This window comes from Noviherbaspirillum galbum, from assembly GCF_010974945.1.
GTDB classification, from domain to species: Bacteria; Pseudomonadota; Gammaproteobacteria; order Burkholderiales; family Burkholderiaceae_D; genus Noviherbaspirillum; species Noviherbaspirillum galbum.
In genome coordinates this window covers 1-21,331 of record NZ_JAAIVB010000048.1, presented here as the reverse complement: position 1 = coordinate 21,331, position 21,331 = coordinate 1, and the positions used below count along the sequence as shown (strand labels likewise).

Below are 21,331 nucleotides of genomic sequence, written 5' to 3'. Positions count from 1 at the left end.
GCCGGCCTGCAGGTCCATCGCACGGCACGAATCCGCGCGCGTCTGTTTGCCGGGCTGCCGCTGAAACGGGCCTCACTTGCGAAGAAGCATAGCCAGCGGTTTCGGAAAATTGAAGGACGCAGATCAAAATTCCGCGTGTCCGCGCCCTGTCACGGAACAGCCGTCGCGTACGCCTCTTCGATTGCTGCCGCGGGGTTCCTGCCGTTCGTGTCCACCGCGATCCTCCGAAACGCTTCGGACGCATCGACGGGCTCGGCATGCGCCAACTGCCTGTCCAGCACCTCGATACCGGCATCCGACGCATCGTTTCCCCGCCGGGCGCGCTCGCGCAAGCGCCCGCGCATGGTTTCCGCATCGGTCGACATGTCGAACATGATCGCTGGAAGCTCCAGCTCGCCGGCAAGCGCCAGGAAGCCCGACCGCTGCCAGCGTTCGAGAAAGGCGGCATCCACGATCACCGGATAGCCGGCGACCAGGCAGGATCGCGCCAGCGCTGCGAGACGGGCATAGGTACGCAAGGTCGCATCCCTTTCATAAAGCGAGGGCGGGCCGGCGTGGGAGTTCGCGGGCAGTCCGTGCAAGCGCTTGCGCTCGACGTCGGAGCGGATCAGGATCGCTCCCAGGGAGGCCGCCGCGTTGCGGGCGAAGGTGGTTTTGCCGCTGCCGCTGCAGCCGTGGGTGATCATCAGGCTTGGCCGGGCGCGGCGCACTTGCCCGCGGGCGAATGCCAGGTAGGCAAGCCCCTGCCGCAACGCCTTGCCGTTGGTGTCGTTCAAGCCTTGCGCTGCCCGCAGCATCGATACCTTCGCGCGCACGACGGCGCGCTGAACCACGTAGTAGTGAAGCACCTGCAATCCGCCATAGTCTCCGGTTTCCTCGAGGTAACGGTTGAGCACGCGGAAGGCCACGCGTTGCGCGCCGAGAAAAGCGAGATCCATGAGAAGGAAGGCCAGGTCGTTCATCACGTCGATCCAGCGCAATTCCGCTGAAAACTCGACGCAGTCGAACACTTCGATGCCATGTGCGGTCGTCAGGATGTTCCCGCAATGCAAATCGCCATGGCATTCCCGCACCATGCCGTTCCTTGCGCGTTCCAGCCAAGCGGGTCGAAGCGCGGACCGCTGCGCACTTTCCCAATCCTCGAGATCGGCCAGTGCTTCTTGAAAGAATCGGCGCTGGGACTCGTCAAGCGGGAGATGCTGGTCTGCGCGTTCCGCGGACCCGTCAGCCAGCGAGGTCAGCGTGGAAAGGTTTTCCTCGGAGGTCGATTCGATCTGCGCCGGCTTGCCCCAGTCGCTGGCTTCCGGCGCGCGCGCCGCTGCAGCGTGAAAGCGCGCCAGCAGCACGGCGATCTGGTCGATCTCGGATTCAGCGATGCCGGCTTCGGCAATCCGCCCTGTCCAGATGGCTTGCTGCTCAAATGCGCGCATCCGCACCGCGTACTCGAGCGGCCTGCCCTGTCCGGCCAGCGTCACGCCGTCCTCGTCCAAGGACACGGCTACCACGTCGAGGTAGAGACGCGGCGCAAGCCGCTTGTTAAGCCTGACTTCCTCCTGGCAAAAGAAGCGCCGGCCCTCGAGGGTGCTGAAGTCCACGAAGTCGTATCGCACCGCCTTCTTGAACTTGTACGCCAGTCCGCCGGCGACCAGGATGCGGGACAGGTGGGTTTCGAACTCGGCGACGGCATGGCCTTCACGGCGGAGCGATGCCGCAACGGCGTCGATCAGGTCCGCTTGCGCTTGCAGATGGAAGATGTCGTCATTGCTTCGGTTCATGCGCTTTCTCCTTTGACGGCGCGCCTGCGGCGAATCCCAAAGCCGAAGCGCCGGTAGAAATGCCGCTTCGTCAATTCGGAAACGATGATGTAGGCGGCGGTAATGAGCAGGATCGCAGCCACCATGTGCCACGGCAGGGGCACGAAGCTGAATGCCTGCTGGGCGACAGGCAGGTATGGCAAGGCCAGCGCGAGGCCGGCGATCGCCAGCACCGCGCCGGCAACGAAGCCGGCAGGACGGCTGCGGTGGATGGGTTTGTAGGTCCGGATCACCATCAGGATGAACAGCTGCGTCAGCAGCGATTCAACGAACCAACCCGTGCGGAACAGCGCTGCCTGATCGTCCATCGCGGCGACGTTCCTCGTCAGCCAGAGCAGCGCGCCGAACGTCACGAGATCGAACGCCGTGCTGATGAGGCCGAATGACAGCATGAAGCTGCGGATCATGTTCAGGTCCCAGCGATGCGGCGTCCTGTCCCACTCGCGGTCGACGTTGTCGCCGGCGATTCCGAGGGCCGGGATGTCGGACAGAAAATTGTTGAGCAGGATCTGCTTGGCGAGCAGCGGCAGGAATGGCAATGCGAGCGCGGCCACGGCCATGCTGATCATGTTGCCAAAGTTGGCGCTGGTCGTAATGAAGATGTACTTCAGCGTGTTGGCAAAGGTATGGCGGCCTTCGTCGATGCCCGCCCGCACCAGCTTCAAGTCATGCTTGAGAAGCACGAGGTCGGCCGCTTCGCGCGCAACGTCAACCGCGCGATCGACGGAAATGCCGACATCCGCGGCATGCAGGGCCGGCGCGTCATTGATGCCGTCGCCCAGGAAACCAACGACCTGCCCGCCTTTCTGCAACACGCGCACGATTCTTTCCTTCTGGTTCGGATCCACCTCGGCGAAGAGGTTGCAGCCGGCCGCGCGCTGCCAGAGCGCGTCGTCGCTCATGGCCGACAGCGCTTCGCCGGTCAGGGCATGCGAAGCATCGATGCCGACCGCCTCGGCCACGTGGCGGGCGACGGCGAGGTTGTCTCCCGTGATGATCTTCAACGTCACGCCGAGACGATGCAGGCTGGCCAGCGTCGGCTTGACGCCGGGCTCGGGCGGGTCGAAGAAAAGCAGGAAGCCGCGCAGGCAGAGGTTGCGTTCATCGGCCGGGCTGTGGCGGATGCCCGGGTCCACGCGGCGCGTGGCCAGCCCCAGCACGCGGAACCCTTGCGCGCTCCACGCGGCGAACCGCTCGGACATGAGCGAGCGCATCGACTCATCCAGCGGCACCTCGGCGCCGTCCTGCCAGGCGCTGGCACAAACGTCCATGACGTTCTGGAACGCCCCCTTGGTGATCATGAGCGCGCTTTCGCCGCCTTCGGAACCTGCCACCACCACGCTCAGCCGGCGCCGCTGGAAGTCATAGGGAATTTCATCCAGCTTGCGCCAGGTTCCTGGCGCAAGCCGTTGCGATGGACTCGCCAGGATTGCCTGGTCGAGCGCGTTTGCCAGGCCGGTCTGCAGGCTGGCATTCAGGAACGCAAGCCGCCCGAGCTCTTCGTCGGGTCGCGCGGAGACATCCACGGCCGCATCCAGCCGGGGCGCGCCTGCGGTAAGCGTGCCGGTCTTGTCGGTGCACAGCACGGTCATGCTGCCAAGGTTTTCGATGGCATTGAGCCGCTTGACGATGACACCCTGGCGCGCCATTTCCTTGCTGCCGTGCGCAAGCGTCACTGTCAGGATGGCCGGAAGCAGTTCGGGCGAGAGGCCGACTGCCAGTGCCACGACGAACAGCAGCGTGTCGCCGGACGCGCGCTGCAGGAGGATGTTAATGCCCAGCACCACCAGCACGATGAGGAACATGAAGCGCATGAGCATGGCGCCGAAGCGCCGCAGCCCCCGCTCGAACTCGGTTTCGGGTTCCTGCCGTTCGAGCTGGCCTTCGATGAGGCCGAACTCGGTGTGCCGGCCGGTATTGACGGCTAGCATGCGGCCGGTGCCGCTACGTACCGACGTCCCCATGAATACGCAATTGCCGCGGCTCGCGAGCGGCGCGTGCGCCGGCGACACGCCGGGATGCTTTTCGGCCAGCCATGTTTCGCCCGATAGCAGCGCCTGGTCGACGAACAGGTCCGTGGCGTCGAGCACCACGCCATCGGCGGGAATCTGGTTACCGGCCGACAGCAGGATCACGTCCCCGGGAACGATTTCCGTCGCGGGAAGCTGGCATGCGGATCCGTCGCGCAGGACGACCGAGCTGACGGTCAGCCTGCGCCGCAGACGTGCCACTGCCTGTGATGCGCGGTGTTCCTGGTAGATGCTGAGCACTGCGCTTGCCGCGAGGATGAGGATGACGATGATCGCGTCGGTCCACTCCCGCATCGTCATCGACACGACGGCGGCGAACAGAAGAATCAGCAGCAAGGGGTTGCTGAAATGGCGCAGCACGAGCGTGGCGAGCCCCGGTACGCGTGCCGTGCCGGTGTCGTTCGGCCCCGCCCGGAGCAACCTGCGCCGCGCTTCGTCGCCGCTGAGGCCATCCTTGCCGCTGCCGAGAAGGTCCGCCAGCTCGTCGGCGGGCCGTGCCCAGAAATTCTCCAGCGATTCCAGCCGATCCGCGCGGGCCTCAGGCGTCGCCTCCGCCGGACCGGTCGGAGATCGGTCCGGGAGCGCCACGCCTTCCTGCATGCCACTCATCCAGCATCTCATCCGGCATGTTTACCGGCCCCCATGCCGCAAGTGCTGATCCCCAGCATCCAGTAGAGCGGACACCAGCTGGCAAAGGCCGTCGCCAGCGGAATGAGGCCAATCAGGGCAAACCATTTCAGGTTGCCGGGCGCGAAAAAGTAAAGACTGAAAAACACCAGGGCCAGCACGACGCGCACTGCCTTGTCCAGCGTGCCAAGATTCGGTTTCATCGCCATTCTCCTCGTGAGATTGACCGCGGTTGCCGGGCGCCTGGGCGACGCGATGCGGCTTCCATCACCAATGTATTTCTGCGCCTTCGGGGACGCATCCCGGTCGGTTGATCTCAGTCAAAAGGAAAAGAATTATTGCCCTGGCCCTATCGCGGTGCGCCTTGCCTTTCGCCGTCGTGCCAGCTCGCTTTCTCCGCAATAAGAACAACGAGGGTCGAGTTTGAAATCCAGAGTTGAGAAGAGCGAATGACGGTACCCAAACATTCCCGCCAAATATAAAATCATTGCCTTGCGGATATGATTACGTTTATCATCTATTTATGATAATGGCGTCTGAAATGCGTTGAGTCCGCTCATGTTTAACTTCCTTGCACAAAGGCTCAAACGCCATCTCATCAGCGTCCTGCTCCTGCTGTTTGCCTTTGTTCTCATTATTGGAATCTGGACTCTCACGCTCGGACAAATCGTCGATACGAAGAACGAATTCCTTAAATCAGGAGCGCATGATGCGGCCAGCTTCGCGCGCGCTTTCCAGGAACATACAGAACGAACCATTGAATCCGCGGATCAAGCCGTGGAGTTTCTGTCTTACGAGTATCTGAAGCAAGGGATGAAGCTCGACATTCCGGCATTGCTCAATTCCGGAGTCATTCACGGCGACATCTTCAATCTCTTCACCATCACCGACCAGAGCGGCGATGTGATCCTCTCGAGCAAACCCTTTGCACGAATGAACCTCGCAGACCGCGAGCACATTCGGGTTCACCGCGAGCAAACCGTTCAGGGGCTTTTCGTCAGCAAGCCGGTGCTGGGACGCGTCTCCGGAAAATGGTCGATCCAGCTCACCCGCCGCATCGACAATCCGAATGGCACGCTGGGCGGCGTAGTGGTCGTGTCCATGGATCCCTTCTACTTCACCCGGCTTTACGAGTCCATTCAAATCAGCCCGAACAGTTCGGTATCCCTTGTCGGCCTCGATGGCATCGTGAGGGCCAGGCGGACCAATAACAAGAGCGAAGTCGGACAGAATCTGGCGGGCACCCAGGTCTTCCGGAAGCTGAACGACAGCGACAACGGAACCTTCATCGCGAACAGCGCCATCGATGGCCGCGACCGGATCTATGCCTACCGCAAGCTCAACAGGTATCCCTTGATTGTCATGGTCGGCGTCGACATCGAAGACCTGATGCAGGCCTATCTTTCGATGCGCGACCATGCGCTGCAGCAAGCGCTGCTGAGCACGCTCGCCATCGTCGCGTTCACGCTCCTGCTCCTGACGCTCATCCACCGCCTGATGCGAAGCAAGGAACAGGCGATCGCCGCAAACGCCGCAAAGACACAATTCCTGTCGACCATGTCGCACGAACTGCGTACGCCGCTCAATGGCATCATCGGCTATGCCGAACTCCTGCAGGAAGACTTGCCCGACAACGAGCACCGTTCATTCGCGGGCTATATCCTCGACAGCGGGAACCACCTTCTCGGGCTGGTGAACAGCGTGCTTCACCTGAACAAGATCGAAGCCGGCAAGATGGAACTCAACCTCGGCAGCGTCGACGTGCAAAGGCTGATTGCGCAGGCAGTCAATACGCACCGCGCAAGCGCGCTTGTGAAGGGGCTGGCATTCGAGGTCCGATGTGCGGCGAATCTCCCGGCGACTCTTGTCTGCGATCGCGTGAAGACACTTCAGGTGCTGAATAACCTGCTGCATAACGCGATCAAATTCACGCATTCGGGAAGCGTGTGCCTGGAGGCCGAATACGCCGACGGCCAACTGTCCTTCCATGTCATCGATAGCGGTCCCGGCATTCCGGAAGACATGCGGGAGAAGGTCTTCGAAGAATTCTTCCAGTCCGATACGGGCGACAGTCGAGCAAGTGAAGGAACCGGACTGGGCCTGGCAATCGTCAAGAAATTCGTTGACCTGATGGGTGGAACGGTGAGCATCACGGCGTCGGCGAGCGGCGGCGCCAGGTTCACCTTCAGGCTTCCCGCGATCCTGCCCGCCGAAACGCATGCAACCGATTCCCGACACGCGATGGCGGCATGATGGAACCCGGATCGCAAAGCATCCTCCTGGTGGAAGACAACCTGATGAACCAGGGCCTGATCGTGCGCCAGCTCGCGCGCCTCGGTTACGAGAAGGTGGCCGTGGTGGGCAATGGCAAGCTGGCGCTCGAATGGCTCGCATCGCATACCTGTCACCTGGTCCTTGCGGACTGCCAGATGCCGGTCATGGATGGCTATGAAATGACGCGCCGGATCCGTGAGAACGAACGCACCTGCGGCCGCCGAACGCCGATCATCGCGGTGTCGGCCGGCGTCATGGATGCCGACGTGCACCGCTGCGCCGAAGCGGGCATGGATGCGCATATACCAAAGCCGACACAGCTGTCTACGCTGCGGGCCGTGCTTTCGAAATGGCTGGGAGGAACGGATGAATGAACCGCAGCACGAGATGACCAACGTTCTGCCTTCCCGGTTCGAACCGGGGCATCTATTGTCTGAAGTTGGCGATGATCACGAAGCGATGACGATATTGCTCGAGATTTTCATTGCGACATCTCCGGACATGCTCCTCGACCTCGCCGAAGCAGTCGAGGATGGGAGCACGACGAGGATCAGGGAAATCGCCCATTCCTTCAAAGGCAGCACGGGTGCCCTCGGGGCCAGCTTTGCCACCGCCTTGCTCCACCGGCTCGAAGAGCATGCATGCCGTGGCGACCAGGCGGCATGCACTGAATTGTTTTCATCGGCGCGATCATCATTGTTGTCGTTGATCGACGATGTCCGTAGCTTCGTACAAATGGAATGCCGTCGTTGATCTAAAGATATTAGAAGGATATCCCATGCTTTCCACCCGGCCCTGGCAACGTTACCGCATCCTGGTTCTCGAGGACAACAAGTTTCAGAGGGCCTTGCTAGTCACCATGCTTCGGAGCCTGGGCTGCGAGGACATCCTGGAGGCAACGGATGGCGGGCAGGCGCTTTCGCTGATCGCAGCGGACGGGGTGGATGTCGTCGTCTGCGACCTTCAGGCCGACGAGCATGCATCGATAGATGGCGTCGAGTTCATCCGCCTGGTGGGACGTCATCAGGTCGGATCGCTGATCCTGGTGTCGGCGCTGGGTTCCGACTTGTTTTCCGCGGTAGAGATGCTGGCGAACGGCCACCGCATTTCCCTTGCCGGATGCCTGCCGAAGCCAATTAGGCGCGAGCATCTTGTCCAGGTACTCGAACGGTGCATGCCGCGCGTTACGGAGCCGGCCCGGCACGAGCATGCGGAACGAATGTCATGGAGCGTCCAAGACCTCAAGTCGGCGATCATGAAAGAGCAGTTCGTGCCTTACTTCCAGCCCAAGGCTTCGCTGGCCGATGGCCAGGTGCGCGGCGCCGAGGTGCTTGCGCGCTGGAACCACCCGGAGGCCGGGGTGCTCGGGCCTTACCACTTCATCCCGGTGATGGAACGCGAGGGACTGATCGACCTTCTTACCGAATCGCTGCTTCACCAGGCCCTGCAAGCGAGCAGGACGCTCGCCGAAAACGGCACGCCGATCAAGCTGGCGATCAATGCCTCGCCGCTTACCCTGCAGGACGTCGGCGTGCCGAACCGCTGGCGGGCGATCGCCATGGAACATGGCGTGCCACCGGAGCGGATCATCATCGAAGTGACGGAAACAGCCGTCGCGGAGAATTTCATCGGCTTGCTCGAAACCGTCACGCGGCTTCGCATGCACGGCTTTGGCGTGGCGCTTGACGATTTCGGCACCTGCTTCTCTTCCCTCCAGCAGCTTAGCGAATTTCCGATCACGGAAGTGAAGATCGACCGCTCGTTCGTGATGCGCGCGCCGGCGACTCCTCGCGGACACATGATCTTCGAGTCGATCCTGGCGCTCTCGCACCGGCTCGGCCTGGATACCGTCGCCGAGGGAATCGAGACCCGGGAACAGCTCGATTTCGTGACCTCGGCTGGCTGCACCACCGCGCAAGGCTTCCTTATCGCGAAGCCTTCCTCGTTTGCCACATTGAGAACATTGTTGGCCGACATTCCGGCACCTCAAGCGACACAAGCAGTGTAGGCGCACGTTTGCGACCAATGACACGCCAGCCGGGGATTCACGAATGACGCCGTCCGCCCAATTGATTACGCACTGAGATTAGTAGAAATGACCATCAAGAAGATTACCAGCGATCAGCTTCGCCAGGGCATGTTCATCAGCGACTTGAATTGCGGCTGGAATGAACATCCCTTCATTCGCAGCAAGTTCAAGGTGACCGGGGATGAAACGGTAGCCAAGATCCTGAACGCGGGAATCAAGGAGGTCTACATCGACACGGAAAAAGGTCTCGACGTCCACGACGCCCCCACCCAATCCGAAGTCAAGCGCGACATCGAGCGTGACCTGCGCAAGATCGCCGAGACGCCGGTTCCGGAACCGCGTTCAGCCTATGAAGAAGAATTGGAGCGCGCCGGCAAGGTGAAGGGCGAAGCGACAGCCCTTGTGAAAAGCATCATGAGCGACGTGCGCCTCGGCCGCGCAATCGAGATCGATCGCGTTCAGCCAGTGGTTCAAAACATTACCGAATCCATCCTGCGCAATCCTGGCGCCCTGCTGGGGCTGGTGCATATCAAGGACAAGGACGACTACACGTTTTTGCACTCGGTGAGCGTTTGCACTTTGATGGTTGCCTTTTGCCGGTCACGCGGAATGAAGGGCGAAATCGTGCGCGAGGCCGGCATGGGCGGCCTGCTGCACGATACCGGCAAGGCGAAGGTGCCGGACGAGGTGCTCAACAAGCCGGGCCGGCTTACCGACGAAGAGTTCGCCATCATCCGGAAGCATCCGCGCGACGGTTACGACATCCTCAAGGACATCCCGAAGATAAGCGACATCGTGCTGGACATCACCCTGCACCATCACGAACGCTGCGACGGCACGGGATACCCTGACAACCTGAAGCAGCACCAGATCACCATGCTCGCTCAGATGGCCGCGGTGGTCGACGTATACGACGCAATTACGGCGGACCGCTGCTATCACAAGGGGATGACGCCCGCCGAAGGCGTTCGGAAGCTGTTCGAATGGAGCAAGCACCACTTCAATGCGGAACACGTACAGAATTTCATGCGCTGCGTCGGCATCTATCCGGTCGGCACGCTCGTCATGCTGGAATCGGAGCGACTCGCGCTCGTCATCGAACCGCATCCGACGAACATGCTGGCCCCAAAGGTGAAGGCATTTTTCAATACCCGCTCCGGAACGCGGATGACGCCGGAAATCATCGACCTGTCGAAAGGATTCGGCGCGGGAGGCGGAGACCGGATCCTGAGCTACGAGCAACCTGCGAAATGGGGCCTGGACCTGGCACTGGAACTGGGATCGTGATGCACGTGTCCATGCGGCTTCGCTCCATGCTCGCCGGACCGCGCTGCCGTCATTCGTCCTTGCGCATGCCTTCCATGCCAGACGCCCAGCGAATGAATTCCTGCGTGTCGGACAGCACCGCGCCAACGGCTTCGCTTGGGGCGAGGGCGTCAATCCGGTCCTCCAGCGCGCGTGCTCTTTCGCCAAGCTCATGGAAGCCGAAAGATCCGCTTGCCCCTGCCAGCGTATGCATCAACAGATGGAGATGTTTCATGGCCAAGGCATCGCCGCCTTTCGAGACGGCATGCAATGCCTGTTGCAGTTCCTGCAGTTTTTCCGGAAGACGGTCAAGGAATACCTGCGCAAGCGCCCTGATCTGCGCCTCCAGATCGTCAAGCTCCATTGCGGTCCTCCCAAAGTTTTCTTACCTGCTGCGCGAGCGTCATCGGGTTGAACGGCTTTGCGATCACCCCGATCGCGCCCATTGCCTGATATTGCTCCACTTCGCGCGGCTGGACCTTGGCGGTCATGAAAATCACCGGGGTGGACGCCAGTTCTCCGAAAGCGCGCAAGGCTTTCAAGGTGGTGGGGCCGTCCATTCCCGGCATCATGACGTCGAGGAGCACCAGGTCGGGCCGGATGCCTTGCTCGATCGCACTTACCGCTTCGCTGCCGCCGGAGCAGACATGCAGCGAAAACCCGCCAACGATTTCAAGTGCGATCTTGGCCACGGCCCGGATATCGGCATCGTCCTCGACGTAAAGAATGGTTTTCAGGGGGGTATCGGGCGTCATGTCACTGTCATGGTGATGCGGCGTGAAGAGGAAAGCCGGCATGCCGAACCACCTGCATGCAAGCTGCAATTCAATGTATCAGAAAAAGCGTATCCGTCCTACGTTTACCTGACCCGCGCAGCAAGATCCAACTCTTGCGTCGTTCAGACTGCAACTTTGTCGTCGCAGCCCGGCGACGCCTGACATGACGACTCGCACACCAGCTCCCACAATAGCCGATGCCAATACTCAAACCTGAAAGCAGGAAAATGCAAACCAAGAGTTCGAACCGGGTTTTCCTTGGCATAGGAATCTTATTGATCATCGGTGTCGTCGCTTCTGCGGCCACTTCGATCTGGGTATTGCGCAAGCAGGCGATGGAAGACTGGAAGCGGCAACTTTCCGGTTTCTCCCTGATCCTTGCCGAGAACACTGCGCAGCAATTCACCACGGCCTACCTCGCGCTCGACGGCACGGTGGAGCGCCTTAAGGAACTCGGCATCACAAGCGAGTCCGACCTGCGCGCGAAAACCGCGACGAAGGCAGTGTTCGAGATCTTGAAATACAAGCTCGAAAGTTCGCCGCAGATCGATGTCGTCTCCATCGTGGCGAGCGACGGAGAGCTGCTCAACTATAGCCGTCACTTTCCGCCCAAGCCCATCAACCTCGCGGAACGCGACTACTTCAAGGCGCACCGCGATAATCCGAGCTTGGACGTACTGATCAGCGCCCCCGTACAAAACAAGGGGAACGGAAAATGGACTTTCTACATCAGCCGGCGTCTCAATGGCGAGCACGGTCAGTTCATAGGAATGGTCCTGCTCGGCATTTCGGTTGATTTCTACACCGAGTTTTATCACAAGGTCGGCATCGACGGTAAGGCCTACATTTCGCTGTACCGAGATGATTTCCTGCTGTTGGCCAGGTGGCCGCAACGCGAGGGCGTTCTGGGGAAACACAACCTTGACGGCTCGCCGGCAATCGTTGTGAAAAGAATGAAAAAACTGGATGACGTCATCGTGACGGCATCCCCTCGTTTTACCAAGGGCGGGAGCATTACCCGGCCGCGCATGGTTGCGGTCAGGACGGTTGAAAAGTATCCCCTGATTGTCGTGATTGGCATCGAGGAAGAGACCTATCTTTCGGAATGGCGCAATTCAGCGCTCATCATTGGCGGAATCGCAACCGGCACCGTCCTCTCCCTGGCGTTCGCCTTCATCCTTTTGATCAGGATAAACCGGCGCCGGGAACGCGACCTGGTCTTGACGCTCGAACTCAAGCGGCAGGCTGAATTCAACAACCGGGTCAAGAGCCGCCTGCTCGATAACCTGGCCGAAAAGCAGGAGGCCCTTCGCGATTCCAATACCCGCCTCGAAGCGCTCGTGGAAAATGCGGCCGATGCCATCATCGTGCTGACGGAAACGGGCCTGATCGAATCTTTCAACAAGGCAGCCGAATCCATTTTTGGGTATGCCGCACATGAAGTCATTGGCAAGGAAATCATCTTCCTCTCCGGCCCGCAAGTAATTGCCAGTGAAAATGAAGGCTTGATTGCTTTCGCTCTCCGCAACTTGCCCATCGTCGGCATGGAAGGAATGGGCAAGCGTAAAAACCAGACGATTTTCCCGATCGAGTTGTCGATCAACCGCTTTGCCGTGTCGAATGGCCGCAAGCTGATTGCCATCGTCCGCGACATCACGGAGCGGAAAAAAGTCGACAGGATGAAGAATGAATTCGTCTCCACGGTCAGTCATGAATTGAGGACGCCGCTGACGGCAATCCGCGGCGCCCTCGGGCTTGTCGATGGAGGGGCACTGGGCGCCCTGCCGGAAGCCGCCGCCACACTCATTGCGACGGCGCATAGGAGCAGCGAACACTTGACCCTGTTGATCAACGACCTGCTCGACCTGCAAAAGATCGAGGCCGGCAAGCTTGAATTCAACTTCGAGATCGTCAAGTTGCGGCGCCTGCTTGACGATACGGTGTCAAGCAACATGCCGTTCGCAACGCGATACGAAGTCACGCTCCAGGTCGATGGAGAGATTCCGGACGTCTCGCTGAATGTCGACCCCTCCAGGTTCGAACAGGTGATGGCCAATCTGCTGTCGAATGCCTGCAAGTATTCTCCCCGTGGCGAGCGAGTTCTTATCCGCGCAGCCCTTGTTGCCGCCGAGCAGATACGGGTGGAGATCATCGACAAGGGACCGGGCATTCCCGATGAATTCCGCGACAGGCTATTCCAGAAATTCTCCCAGGCAGATTCGTCTGACTCGCGGGCGAAGGAAGGCACGGGACTTGGCCTGTCGATCGTCAAGAGCATCGTCGAGCGCATGAGGGGTTCGGTCGGCGTTGAACAACCACCCGAAGGAGGAACGATCTTCTTCATCGAACAGCCATGCCGGCCGGTTCAGCATGCTGAAGAGAACGAAGATGCAGGGGAAGGGATTGAAGCCAGGTGATCCGGGTGCGTGCTCAGGTTTTCGTCGCGGGCCAATGTCATTCGACGGGAAGGAGATGCGACGTGGCCCGGTCGACCGCCAGGATGACGCTCTTTGCATTGAAGGGTTTGATGATGAAGCCCTTGGCTCCCAACCGGAGGGCACGCTTTACCGTGTCCGCATCGTTTTTACCCGTCACCATCAGCACGACGGAATCAGGTAAAAATTCATTCAGGCTGCGAAGTATTTCCAGGCCGTCAGATCCCGGCATGAGGATGTCGAGGCACACGATCTGCGGCTTAAGCTTTAACGCCATCGTCAGCCCGGATTCTCCATTAAGGGCTTCTCCGACGATTCGATAACCCACGCTGCGAAGTATCGTCCGGAGAAGCATCCGGGTCATCTCGTTGTCGTCGACAATAATTGTCGTTAAATTCTTGTGCTTCATTCTGGTTTAGGTAAATTTAATTTACTAAAAACGAAAAGTTAAATTCTTGATCCAAATCCTTGAAACTTCGGAAAATCTCGTATTCGAGAAAATCTTCTTTAAGACCAATACCTTATAAGAATAATCCGGTGCGGGACCGGATGATCACGAACGACAAAATTTTAACAATCTTAGTGAATTTCTTGCCCAAGAATTGAAAAGATTGTGGTTATCATATATCCTGATTGCCATTGGGAATGAAAATTGCGCAAAGATTTTCGGTCTGTCTTGGACAACCCTTGTACTGCGCTTCCCTAATCACAAGGTCAAGAGCGGAAATGAAATTAACGCCTCAACGGTCTTTAGCGCGATTTGGAACATCTGGCTTGTTGTTTTTAGTGGTCCTCTGTTCCGCTCTCATCCTGTACCGAATTGAATTCGACGCGGTGGTCGGTATTGCGCTCGTGCTGAATGGCTTCTGCGCCGTCGCGGCGGCATGGCATGTTCGTCGCGTCGAACGCCGGTTTGCCGCGTGCCGCCAGCGATTGCAAGACCTCCGGTTGGCATCCCAGCCGGGCGAACGCCTGCAGGACCTGATGCCGTCCCTGCTTCCCCTTTGGAGCAGGCATGTTGATACGGTCAAGCAGCAGACCGAAAGCGCCGTGTCCCAGCTTATCGAAAGCTTCGGTTCCATGGTCCGCGAATTCGACAAGGCGGGATTCGGCGGCGTGAGCGGCGAAGAGAGCGCGAAGGCGGCAGAGACCACGGTGACTCTCCTGAACATCTGCAAGAAGGAACTTGGGCCGGTGATCCACACCTTGGAGCAGATGATTGGAAGCAAGGACGAACTGCTTGAGAACATCCGGAAATTGACCAACGCGACCTCGGAAATGGAAAAGATGGCCGAGAACGTGGGTTCGATCGCGGCGCAGACCAACCTGCTGGCGATCAACGCCGCAATCGAAGCGGCGCGCGTCGGCGTCCACGGCCGGGGCTTTGCCGTCGTGGCCGCGGAAGTTCGCAAGCTCGCATTGCTGTCTGCGGAAACGGGAAAGCAGATCAGCCTGCGGGTGAAAGAAGTATCGAGTTCCGCGAAGATGACCCTGGAGGCAGCCGACCGCGCATCCGAAAAAGATCGCTCGTCGCTCGCGAACTCTGGAAACGTTGTCCGGGATGTGCTCAGCCACGTGGAGGTCCTCGGCGACTCCGCGGAAAACATGCGGCACCACGGCTCCGTCATCCGGAACGACGTCGAAAATCTTTTGATCACGCTGCAATACCAGGACCGTGTCAGCCAGATCCTCAGCGCCGTGTCCAACGACATGGAAAAGCTGCAGCAGACGCTGGATGGCAATGCGATTCCCGATCTTCCCGATTCGGACCAATGGCTGCAGGAGCTCCAGGGCAGCTACACGATGCGAGATCAGTTCATGAATCATCATCCGTCCCTTGTCCATGATAAAGACGGCAGCGAATTGACCTACTTCTGAGTACAAGGTACCCCAATGTCAAAAACCATCCTGATCGTTGACGACTCCGCAAGCCTTCGCGCCGTGGTCGGCCTTGCCTTGCGCGGCGTCGGTTACCAGGTGCTGGAGGCAATGGACGGAAAGGACGCTCTGTCCAAGCTGACCGGCCAGAAGGTCCATCTCATCATCTGCGACGTCAACATGCCGAACATGGACGGAATCGCCTTCGTCAAGGAAGCCAAGCAGAAAGCCGCCTACAAATTCACGCCCATCCTGATGCTGACCACCGAATCCGGAGAAGCCAAGAAACGCGAAGGACAGGCGGCGGGCGCGCGGGCCTGGATGGTCAAGCCGTTCAAGCCGGAACAGTTGTTGAACGCTGTTCAAAAGCTGATCATGCCTTGAGGAGCCGAACAATGCATTCCGGTCGAGGCCCCAGGAAAGTCGTGCTCGCCCTTGAAGGCGAACTGACGATCTTCCGCGCCGAAGAATTGAAAGCCAGTCTGCTCGGGAAGCTGGAATCGTGCGATGAACTGGACGTCGATCTGGCCAGGGTGACGGACATCGATACGTCTGGCGTACAGGTACTGATCCTGGCCAAGCGCACCTCACTGCTGGATGGAAAGGTGCTTCGCCTGCATGGCCATAGCCAGGCCGTCATCAACGTTTTCGAGCTGCTCGATATTGCCCAGCTCTTCAGCGACCCGATCGTCATGTCATCGCCCTGATCCAGGGGCTGCGGCCCGGGACCAGGCAGACCCAGGCAGACAAATTTTTCAGGAGCGCCATACATGCTCGACCAAGGGCTGCAAGCATACATCTTAGAAAGCCGCGAGCTGTTGGAAGAGATGGAGACGGCGCTTCTGTCGCTTGATCTGAAGAATCCCAACGGCGAGCATATCAATGCGATCTTCCGCGCCGCGCATACCATCAAAGGTTCGGCGGGCTTGTTCGGGCTCGACTTCGTCATCGGATTCACGCATGACGTGGAGACCTTGCTCGACCGGATCCGCGATGGCAGCTTGCCCTTGATCCACGAGCATGTGGAATTGCTCCTGGTCTGCAGGGATCACATTTGCCAGCTTGTCGACGCGGTCGAAGACGGCCAGCATGAAGCGGAAGAATCGCTGCGCGAGCAGGAAGCTGCCTTGACCGCTCGCCTGCATTCCATCCTGGGCTCCAGGAATTCCAGCCTGGCCGAGCCGCCCGCGCCGCGCCTGGACCAGGTGAAAAATGTGAACGGCGATCCGACGGATGGATGGCACATCTCCGCGCGCTTCGGGCCCGACGTCCTGCGCAACGGCATGGACCCGCTTTCCATACTCCGCTACCTTCAAAAGATGGGCACGATCACCGGGGTGCTCACCCTGGTCAATGGCATCCCCGATGCGCCCTCGATGGATCCGGAGTCGTGCTACATCGGGCTTGAATTCGGATTCAAGAGCAATGTCAGCAAGGCGGAAATAGAAAGCGCCTTTGAGTTTGTCCAGGATGACAGCGAGGTCCGCATCCTTCCGCCCCAATCCAAGATCAGCGAGTATCTCCGCCTGATCGAAGAACTTCCCGACGAGTCGGCCCGGCTGGGCGACTTGCTGATCCGCTGCGGCACGCTGACTCACCATGAACTGCAACAGGCGCTCAAGCGGCAAGCCGGCAACAGCGAGGCTGGGCGATTGGGCGAAATCCTGGTGGACGATGGCGCGGTTCATCCCAACGTGGTGGAAGCCGCCCTGAGCAAGCAGGAACATGTCCGGCAGATCAAGAGCAATGAAAACCGCACGCTCCGCGTCGATGCCGAGAAGCTGGACAACCTGATCGACCTGATTGGCGAACTGATCATCGCGTCCGCAAGCGTCAACCTGACGGCCCACCGCATCCGCAGCCAGGAAGTCCAGGAATGCGGTTCGGTGCTGTCCGGACTCGTTGAAAAGGTGCGGGAGCGCGCGCTCCAGCTGCGGATGGTGAAAATCGGCGCAACGTTCAGCCGGTTCCAGCGCGTCGTGCATGATGTCGCGCGCGAACTCGGCAAGGACATCACGCTCAAGATCAGCGGCGACGATACCGAACTGGACAAGACGCTGGTGGAACGAATCACCGACCCGCTCACCCACCTCGTGCGCAATGCGATCGACCATGGCATCGAACCAACCGACATCCGCCTCGCACGCGGCAAGTCCGCGCGGGGACAGGTCGAACTCAATGCGTATCATGAATCCGGCAGCATCGTCATCGAGGTAAAGGATGACGGCGGCGGACTCGATCGCGGCAAGATCCTCGCCAAGGCGGAAGAACGCGGCCTGATCGACACCGACCGTGCCTTGTCCGACGGAGAGGTCTTCAACCTGATTTTCGAGCCGGGATTCTCCACGGCCGAGAAGGTCACCAACCTGTCCGGACGTGGCGTGGGAATGGACGTCGTCAAGCGCAACATCAGTGCATTGCGCGGCGGTGTCGATGTATCGAGCGAACCAGGCAAAGGCACGACCTTCAAGGTGCGCCTGCCGCTGACGCTCGCCATCATCAATGGCTTCATGGTCGAGGTCGGATCGTCGATGTTCATCATTCCCATGGAAATGATCGAGGAATGCGTGGCCTGCGACGATGCCTCGGATGGCGACTTTATCAATCTGCGCGGCCAGATCCTGCCCTTCGTCCGCTTGCGCGATGTTTTCGGGATTTCCGAATCCGCCGGGCGCCGCCAGAGCATCGTCGTGGTGCGATACGGCTCGACGCGCGCGGGAATCGTCGTGGATCGCCTGCTCGGGGAATTTCAGACAGTCATCAAGCCGCTGGCAAAGATGTTTGCCCAGGTGAAATGCATCAGCGGCTCGACCATCCTCGGCAGCGGCGAGCTCGCTCTCATTCTCGACGTGCAGGCATTGATCCGGCTGGTCGAGCATGCCTCCGGAAGTTCGGCACCGGCGCGCAACCACGCCCCGGGCGAAGCGACATCGGCGCCGGAAATCTGAAGCGGCCGGCCGCCGCCGGACAACAGGCCCGGTTCCGGCGCGGTTCATCGCCGGAATCTACAAACTACTTGGGGAAATACGTGAAGCGGAATCATTTTTTGGTAATGACAATCGGCAAGAAGCTGTTCCTGCTGACCCTATGCTCCTTGCTGGGCCTGACGCTGCTTGCCGGTTTTCTCCTCGTGTCCGAGCGCGACCTAATTTTGAAAGCGAACAAGGACAACGTGCGCCAGACCGTCGAAATAGCGCATGGTATCGTCACGCAGTATTACAACCGCTCGGCAAAGGGAGAAATGTCGGAGGCCGACGCAAAGCGCCAGGCGCTGGCACTGATCAAGGAACTTCGCTACAGCGGCAACGAATATTTCTGGGTCAACGACATGCATCCCCGCATGGTCATGCATCCGACCAAGCCGGAACTGGACGGCACCGACGTGTCGCAAAACAAGGACCCCACCGGCAAGGCGATCTTCATCGAGTTCATCAAGGCGGCCCGTGGCGGCAATGGTGACTTCGTGTTCTACATGTGGCCAAAGCCGGGCAGCGACATGCCGGTTCCCAAGGTTTCCTTCGTCAAGGCATTCGTGCCATGGGGCTGGATCGTCGGCTCGGGCGTGTACGTCGAATCCGTGAACGCCACCTTCTACGAACGTGTCCGGACCTTTGCCGTGGGCGGCCTTGCCATCCTCGCCGTGCTCGCCGCGATTTCCCTTCTCATCGTGCGTTCGATCACCGGCCCGATCGGCATTGCCGTCGCGGCGGCGAAGCGGGTTGCCGACGGCGACCTGACCGGAAACATCCGTGTCGACAGCCACGACGAGACCGGACAACTGCTGCAGACCTTGAACGAGATGACGGCCAGCCTGGGCAAGATCGTGTCTACGGCCAACCGCTCGGCGGAAACCGTGAACAACGTGGCGCTCCAGATCAATGCCGCGGCGCAGTCCATCGCGCACACCGCGAGCGAGCAGGCCGCGGGCGCGGAAGAGACGAGCGCGGCGGTCGAACAGATGACCGCATCGATCGCCCAAAACACCGAGAACGCCCGGGTCACCGACGGCATCGCCACCCAGGCCGCCGTGGAAGCCGCCGAGGGCGGCGAGGCGGTGCGCGCCACCGTGTCGGCCATGCAAAAGATCGCCAAGAAGATCGTCATCATCGACGACATCGCCTACCAGACCAACCTGCTGGCCCTGAACGCCGCCATCGAAGCCGCGCGTGCCGGCGAACACGGCAAGGGCTTCGCGGTGGTGGCCGCCGAAGTCAGGAAGCTGGCCGAGCGCAGCCAGGTTGCGGCGCAGGAGATCGGCGAGGTGGCCGAGGGCAGCGTGGAACTGGCGGAACGGGCCGGGACGCTGCTGGAGAAGATGGTGCCCAACATCCGCAAGACCTCGGACCTGGTGCAGGAGATTGCATCGGCGTCCCAGGAGCAGGCGACCGGCGTGGGCCAGATCAGCGCGGCGGTCAACGAGCAGAGCATGACGACCCAGCAGAACGCCGCCAGTTCCGAAGAACTCGCGGCCGGCTCGAATCAGCTCGCGATCGAAGCCACGGCATTGAAGACATCGATGGCATTTTTCAAGATTCGCGCTTAAGTGCTGACTTAAGGGCTGATTGGCCGCGGCAAGGCGGCGGCCAACACTGCTGCACCAGTACCGACAGGAGAAACAGATGAACCACGTCACCCGTCCCTCGCACACCGCCATGTCCGCGACGCACGGCGATCTGGCCGACAAGCTTGGCAAGAAACAATTCCTCACCTTCATGCTGAGCGGCGAAATGCATGCGATCAGCATCCTGAACATCAAGGAAATCATCGAGTACGGCACGCTGACGACGGTTCCGATGATGCCGGACTACGTGCGCGGCATCATCAACCTGCGTGGTGCGGTGGTCCCCGTCGTCGACCTGGCCATCCGGTTTGGCCGCAGCGCCAATGAAGTGACCAAGCGGACCTGCATCGTGATCATGGAGGTCCGGGGCGCCTCGGGAGGCCAGACCGTCGGCCTGGTGGTCGATTCGGTCAATGCGGTCGTCGACATCCCGAATTCCGATATCGAGCCGGCGCCCTTGTTCGGCGCCGGAATCCGCCGGGACTTCATTGAAGGCATGGGCAAGCTCAATGGAAAGTTCGTCATCCTCGTGAATGTGGATCACGTGCTGGCGGAAGAGGAACTCGACAGGTTCACCCCCGCGGACGCCGCGCTGGTTCCCCTGAGTTGAACGGCCTGCCGCGGAATGCCCCTATCAACATGACCGAAAAAAGGATGATCACATGCGAATGAACATGCCGGTGACGAACGTCGAACGTGTAGTCAAGGAAGGAGAATACATCGTCTCCAAAACCGATCTGAAGGGCAGGATTGTCTATTGCAACAGGCCGTTCATCGAAATCAGCGGATTTTCGGAAGAAGAACTCATCGGCACGTCGCACAACATCGTGCGCCATCCGGACATGCCACCGGAAGCTTTCGCCGATTTGTGGGCAACCCTGAAGAGTGGAAAACCATGGCGCGGCATGGTGAAGAACCGCTGCAAGAACGGGGATTACTACTGGGTGCAGGCAAACGCCAATCCGATCTGGGAAAACGGGCGGATTACCGGCTACATGTCCTTGCGCGTCCAGCCGAACCGGCAGCAGGTCGAGGCCGCCGAACAGGTCTACCGCAGGTTCCGCGAAGGCAACGCGCGTGGCCTGAAGATTCGTGAAGGACAGGTCGTACGCTCCGGCCCCCTCGGCTGGCTCGCTTCCTTGACGCGCATGCGCATCGCCACACGGATTTCACTGGTCATGGGCGCATTGGTCGCCATGCTTGCCGCAACCTTGGCATGCCTGCTGATGCCAGGCATCGACACCCAGATTCTGCATGAATATCTGGAGGAAGGCGCAACGGTCGGGCTCGTGATGCTGGTATTTGCGTGGTACATGGTGTATTACCGGCTGATCGTGCCGCTCGGCGAAATGACGCGGGCATGCCAAGTCATTTCCGCCGGCGGGCTTGAGATGAACGCTGATACGAGCAACAGCAATGACGAGATCGGCGCACTTCGCCTTGGCCTGAACACAATGATCGGCAACCTCGCGAGCATCGTGACCGACATCGGCACGGCCGCGACGGCGGTCCATGGCGGCGCGCATGAGATCCGGTCGGCGGCGAACCTGTTGTCCCAGACGGCGAGCGAGCAGGCCGCGGGCGCGGAAGAGACGAGCGCGG

At 60.0% G+C, this 21,331-nt stretch carries 19 protein-coding genes; 13 read left to right on the top strand and 6 right to left on the bottom strand.

The window, feature by feature from the left end:
* Positions 1-149: 149 nt before the first annotated feature.
* Genes G3574_RS14710 through G3574_RS14700 form a run of 3 tightly spaced genes read right to left on the bottom strand, consistent with a single transcriptional unit; the run spans position 150 to position 4,674 of the window.
* Complete coding sequence (locus G3574_RS14710) at positions 150-1,775, bottom strand: bifunctional aminoglycoside phosphotransferase/ATP-binding protein (RefSeq protein WP_163964452.1); 1,626 nt, start codon at positions 1,773-1,775, stop codon at positions 150-152.
* The gene (gene mgtA, locus G3574_RS14705) at positions 1,772-4,453 is read right to left on the bottom strand and encodes a magnesium-translocating P-type ATPase (protein WP_205609792.1); all 2,682 of its coding nucleotides are present in this window, start codon (positions 4,451-4,453) and stop codon (positions 1,772-1,774) included. Before mgtA ends, G3574_RS14710 begins: the two co-directional genes overlap by 4 nt.
* An 8-nt stretch (positions 4,454-4,461) precedes the next feature.
* Positions 4,462-4,674 carry a YgaP family membrane protein gene (locus tag G3574_RS14700; RefSeq protein WP_163964448.1) on the bottom strand — a complete coding sequence of 71 codons (213 nt, stop codon included), beginning with the start codon at positions 4,672-4,674 and terminating at the stop codon, positions 4,462-4,464.
* 343 nt (positions 4,675-5,017) lie between these two features.
* Here G3574_RS14700 and G3574_RS14695 point away from each other — a divergent pair, with 343 nt between their 5' ends.
* The 5 genes from G3574_RS14695 (at position 5,018) to G3574_RS14675 (ending at position 10,061) form a co-directional block, all read left to right on the top strand.
* The gene (locus tag G3574_RS14695) at positions 5,018-6,724 is read left to right on the top strand and encodes a cache domain-containing sensor histidine kinase (protein ID WP_163964446.1); all 1,707 of its coding nucleotides are present in this window, start codon (positions 5,018-5,020) and stop codon (positions 6,722-6,724) included.
* Positions 6,721-7,119: a response regulator gene (locus G3574_RS14690; RefSeq protein ID WP_163964444.1), complete on the top strand. Its 399-nt coding sequence runs from the start codon at positions 6,721-6,723 to the stop codon at positions 7,117-7,119. The genes G3574_RS14695 and G3574_RS14690 overlap by 4 nt, the downstream gene beginning before the upstream one ends.
* Positions 7,112-7,498 carry an Hpt domain-containing protein gene (locus tag G3574_RS14685; protein ID WP_163964442.1) on the top strand — a complete coding sequence of 129 codons (387 nt, stop codon included), beginning with the start codon at positions 7,112-7,114 and terminating at the stop codon, positions 7,496-7,498. The genes G3574_RS14690 and G3574_RS14685 overlap by 8 nt, the downstream gene beginning before the upstream one ends.
* Positions 7,499-7,523: 25 nt before the next feature.
* Positions 7,524-8,753 (top strand): EAL domain-containing response regulator, encoded by a 1,230-nt coding sequence (locus tag G3574_RS14680; protein WP_163964440.1) that lies wholly within the window; start codon positions 7,524-7,526, stop codon positions 8,751-8,753.
* An 87-nt stretch (positions 8,754-8,840) separates the two neighbouring features.
* Positions 8,841-10,061 carry an HD-GYP domain-containing protein gene (locus tag G3574_RS14675; protein WP_163964439.1) on the top strand — a complete coding sequence of 407 codons (1,221 nt, stop codon included), beginning with the start codon at positions 8,841-8,843 and terminating at the stop codon, positions 10,059-10,061.
* Between the two features lie 49 nt (positions 10,062-10,110).
* On the opposite strand, the gene G3574_RS14670 is transcribed toward G3574_RS14675, so the two are convergent.
* Positions 10,111-10,443: an Hpt domain-containing protein gene (locus tag G3574_RS14670; RefSeq protein WP_163964438.1), complete on the bottom strand. Its 333-nt coding sequence runs from the start codon at positions 10,441-10,443 to the stop codon at positions 10,111-10,113.
* Positions 10,433-10,876, bottom strand: a complete 444-nt coding sequence (locus G3574_RS14665) for a response regulator (protein WP_235953454.1) — start codon at positions 10,874-10,876, stop codon at positions 10,433-10,435. Before G3574_RS14665 ends, G3574_RS14670 begins: the two co-directional genes overlap by 11 nt.
* A gap of 254 nt (positions 10,877-11,130) precedes the next feature.
* On the opposite strand from G3574_RS14665, the gene G3574_RS14660 reads away from it, so the two are divergent.
* Complete coding sequence (locus G3574_RS14660; RefSeq protein ID WP_163964437.1) at positions 11,131-13,272, top strand: ATP-binding protein; 2,142 nt, start codon at positions 11,131-11,133, stop codon at positions 13,270-13,272.
* 37 nt (positions 13,273-13,309) lie between these two features.
* On the opposite strand, the gene G3574_RS14655 is transcribed toward G3574_RS14660, so the two are convergent.
* Positions 13,310-13,699, bottom strand: a complete 390-nt coding sequence (locus G3574_RS14655) for a response regulator (RefSeq protein ID WP_163964436.1) — start codon at positions 13,697-13,699, stop codon at positions 13,310-13,312.
* 278 nt (positions 13,700-13,977) lie between these two features.
* On the opposite strand from G3574_RS14655, the gene G3574_RS14650 reads away from it, so the two are divergent.
* The 7 genes from G3574_RS14650 to G3574_RS14620 all read left to right on the top strand — a co-directional run.
* Positions 13,978-15,168, top strand: a complete 1,191-nt coding sequence (locus G3574_RS14650; protein ID WP_205609791.1) for a methyl-accepting chemotaxis protein — start codon at positions 13,978-13,980, stop codon at positions 15,166-15,168.
* A gap of 15 nt (positions 15,169-15,183) precedes the next feature.
* Complete coding sequence (locus G3574_RS14645) at positions 15,184-15,552, top strand: response regulator (RefSeq protein ID WP_163964434.1); 369 nt, start codon at positions 15,184-15,186, stop codon at positions 15,550-15,552.
* 41 nt (positions 15,553-15,593) lie between these two features.
* On the top strand, positions 15,594-15,875 hold the full coding sequence (locus G3574_RS14640) for an STAS domain-containing protein (RefSeq protein WP_328804791.1): 282 nt from the start codon (positions 15,594-15,596) through the stop codon (positions 15,873-15,875).
* Between the two features lie 63 nt (positions 15,876-15,938).
* Positions 15,939-18,116 carry a chemotaxis protein CheA gene (locus G3574_RS14635; RefSeq protein WP_163964432.1) on the top strand — a complete coding sequence of 726 codons (2,178 nt, stop codon included), beginning with the start codon at positions 15,939-15,941 and terminating at the stop codon, positions 18,114-18,116.
* 104 nt (positions 18,117-18,220) lie between these two features.
* Positions 18,221-19,711, top strand: a complete 1,491-nt coding sequence (locus G3574_RS14630) for a methyl-accepting chemotaxis protein (RefSeq protein ID WP_163964431.1) — start codon at positions 18,221-18,223, stop codon at positions 19,709-19,711.
* Positions 19,712-19,787: 76 nt separating this feature from the next.
* A complete protein-coding gene (locus G3574_RS14625) occupies positions 19,788-20,339 on the top strand; it encodes a chemotaxis protein CheW (RefSeq protein ID WP_163964429.1) in 552 nt (183 codons plus the stop codon).
* A gap of 52 nt (positions 20,340-20,391) precedes the next feature.
* On the top strand, positions 20,392-21,331 hold a 940-nt coding region (locus tag G3574_RS14620), incomplete at its 3' end, for a methyl-accepting chemotaxis protein (protein WP_163964427.1).